Origin of the sequence: Aphanothece microscopica RSMan92 (genome assembly GCF_046613545.2) — a bacterium.
Lineage (GTDB): Bacteria > Cyanobacteriota > Cyanobacteriia > PCC-6307 > Cyanobiaceae > NIES-981.
The window spans coordinates 1-506 of the sequence record NZ_JBKKKY020000448.1; the positions used below are offsets into that span (position 1 = coordinate 1).

Below are 506 nucleotides of genomic sequence, written 5' to 3' on the forward strand. Positions count from 1 at the left end.
TCGATGTCAGTGAAGACAAGCTTGATATCCGCCCGGGCCTCCAGGAAAGCGATCGCTTCATCCGCATTTTCGGCTTCAATGGTCTCGAAGCCGGCTTCCGCTATAATTGAGGCGGTATCCATCCGGACAATCGCATCATCTTCAACGACAAGGACAACTAAGGGCATGATTGAACTCTTTAGCGGAGTAGAATCCAACGCGCCTACCTTGCGATAGTTGCGGCCAATGAAAATGAAATCGATGGAAACTGCCGTGTCCGATATTTTTCGGACCACGGCCCAAAAAATAAAGATCGACGGGCGTATGCATCTCTTCTGGGACAGGATCGCCAACTCATTTCATTGTGCATTGCAACATAATCGACGCGAGACAGTTTGGCTCTCGTCAGCGCCATCTCGGCATGACCCGCAAAGGACAGCCGCGATGCGCAGCCTCTCCGATAAGATCGCCCGCCTGAAAGCAGCCAAGGGCAAGTTTCCGTTGCCTGGCGTGGCGGCCCAGCCGTC

General features: G+C 53.6%; 1 protein-coding gene. It reads left to right on the forward strand.

Features of this window, described 5'->3' with window-relative positions:
• Window positions 1-240: 240 nt before the first annotated feature.
• Window positions 241-506 (forward strand): hypothetical protein (locus ACLD7X_RS18480; RefSeq protein WP_411425142.1); only part of this gene is annotated, 266 nt, incomplete at its 3' end.